General features: G+C 48.9%; 2 protein-coding genes. Both read left to right on the forward strand.

Going from position 1 to position 1,600, the window contains the following annotated elements:
* The first annotated feature begins 65 nt into the window (after window positions 1–65).
* A complete protein-coding gene (gene rimI / locus PX481_RS09595; RefSeq protein ID WP_002756657.1) occupies window positions 66–644 on the forward strand; it encodes a ribosomal protein S18-alanine N-acetyltransferase in 579 nt (192 codons plus the stop codon).
* Between the two features lie 38 nt (window positions 645–682).
* The coding region (locus PX481_RS09600; RefSeq protein ID WP_288094486.1) for a glycosyltransferase family 4 protein at window positions 683–1,600 on the forward strand (918 nt) is incomplete at its 3' end.

Genomic DNA, 1,600 nt, shown 5'->3' on the forward strand with positions numbered 1-1,600 from the left:
CACCCCACACCCCACACCCCACACCCCACACCCCACACCCCACACCCTGCTCCCTTCCCCGATCAATGGCAAAAATCCAGCTTAAAACCCCAAAATCAGAGCATCTTGCCGCCATGGTGGCACTCGATCGCACCAGTCTCGGCGGTATCTGGACGTTATCGGGATATCAACGGGAATTAGACAGCCCCAACAGTGAATTATTAATTCTTACCCTAGACCGGGATGACGAAACCCTAATCGGATTGGCTTGTTTTTGGGCAATTCTCGAAGAAGCGCATATTACTCTCCTAGCAATTTACCCAGACTATCAAAGACAAGGATTAGGAAAACTACTTCTCTACAAACTTCTGGAGAAGGCTGTACAAAGACAACTGGAAAGGGCTACGCTAGAGGTGAGGGTATCGAACCAGTCAGCGATCGCAATCTACGAGCATTTTGGCTTCCGCGTCGCTGGAGAGCGTAAAAATTATTATCCGCAAACTGGCGAATCGGCCCTAATTTTCTGGCGCAACGATCTACAAACGGCCGCTTTTCAGGAACAATTAAGCAAGTGGCGACAAGAAATCCTCTCAAGACTGGTGCGGGGAAAGTGGCAATTAGAGGAAGAAACCAGAGCCAAAATAGATACCATGGGGATGCAATGATTACCTACAAGCTTAAATCAGGTCGAGGTTAGGGAAAAATGAGGATTTTAGTGTTGGCGTGGGAATTTCCACCGCGATTAGTGGGCGGTATCGCCCGTCATGTCGCTGAACTCTATCCCGAAATCGTCAAACTCGGTCATGAAGTCCATTTAATCACGATCGAATTCGGTCAGGCCCCCAGTTACGAACTGGTGGAAGGCATTCACATCCACCGTGTCCCCGTACCCCCCGGCAATGACTTTTTCCATTGGGTGGTCAACATGAATAACAGCATGGGGCAACAGGGCGGCAAACTAATCGCCGAATACGGAAAATTTGACCTTGTTCATGCCCACGATTGGTTAGTAGGGGATGCGGCCATTGCCATGAAACATCTCTTTAAAATCCCCCTGATTGCCACTATTCACGCCACGGAATACGGACGTTATAACGGACTGCACACCGACACCCAACGCTATATCGGCAGCAAAGAGGGAACCCTCGTCTATAATGCTTGGCGCGTCATCGTCTGTACTGGCTATATGCGTCATGAAGTCCATCGGGCTTTGGGTGCACCCTGGGATAAAATCGATGTGGTTTATAACGGCATTCGGGCCGAGAAAAAACAAAGAGATCCTAACTTTGATTATCGAGCTTTTCGTCGTCAATATGCGGGCGATCAAGAAAAAATCGTCTATTACGTCGGGCGCATGACCTTTGAAAAGGGGGTTTCCGTGTTACTCAACGCCGCCCCAAAAGTCCTCGACCACACCGGGGCTAAAACTAAATTTGTCATTATCGGTGGCGGCAATACCGACAAACTCAAACAACAGGCCTGGCATCTCGGTATCTGGCATCATTGTTATTTTACGGGCTTTATGTCCGATGAAAACCTCGATCGCTTCCAAACCGTGGCCGATTGTGCCGTTTTTCCCAGTCTTTACGAACCTTTTGGTATTGTCGCCTTGGAAAGTTTC

The organism is Microcystis sp. M53603_WE2, from assembly GCF_030065435.1.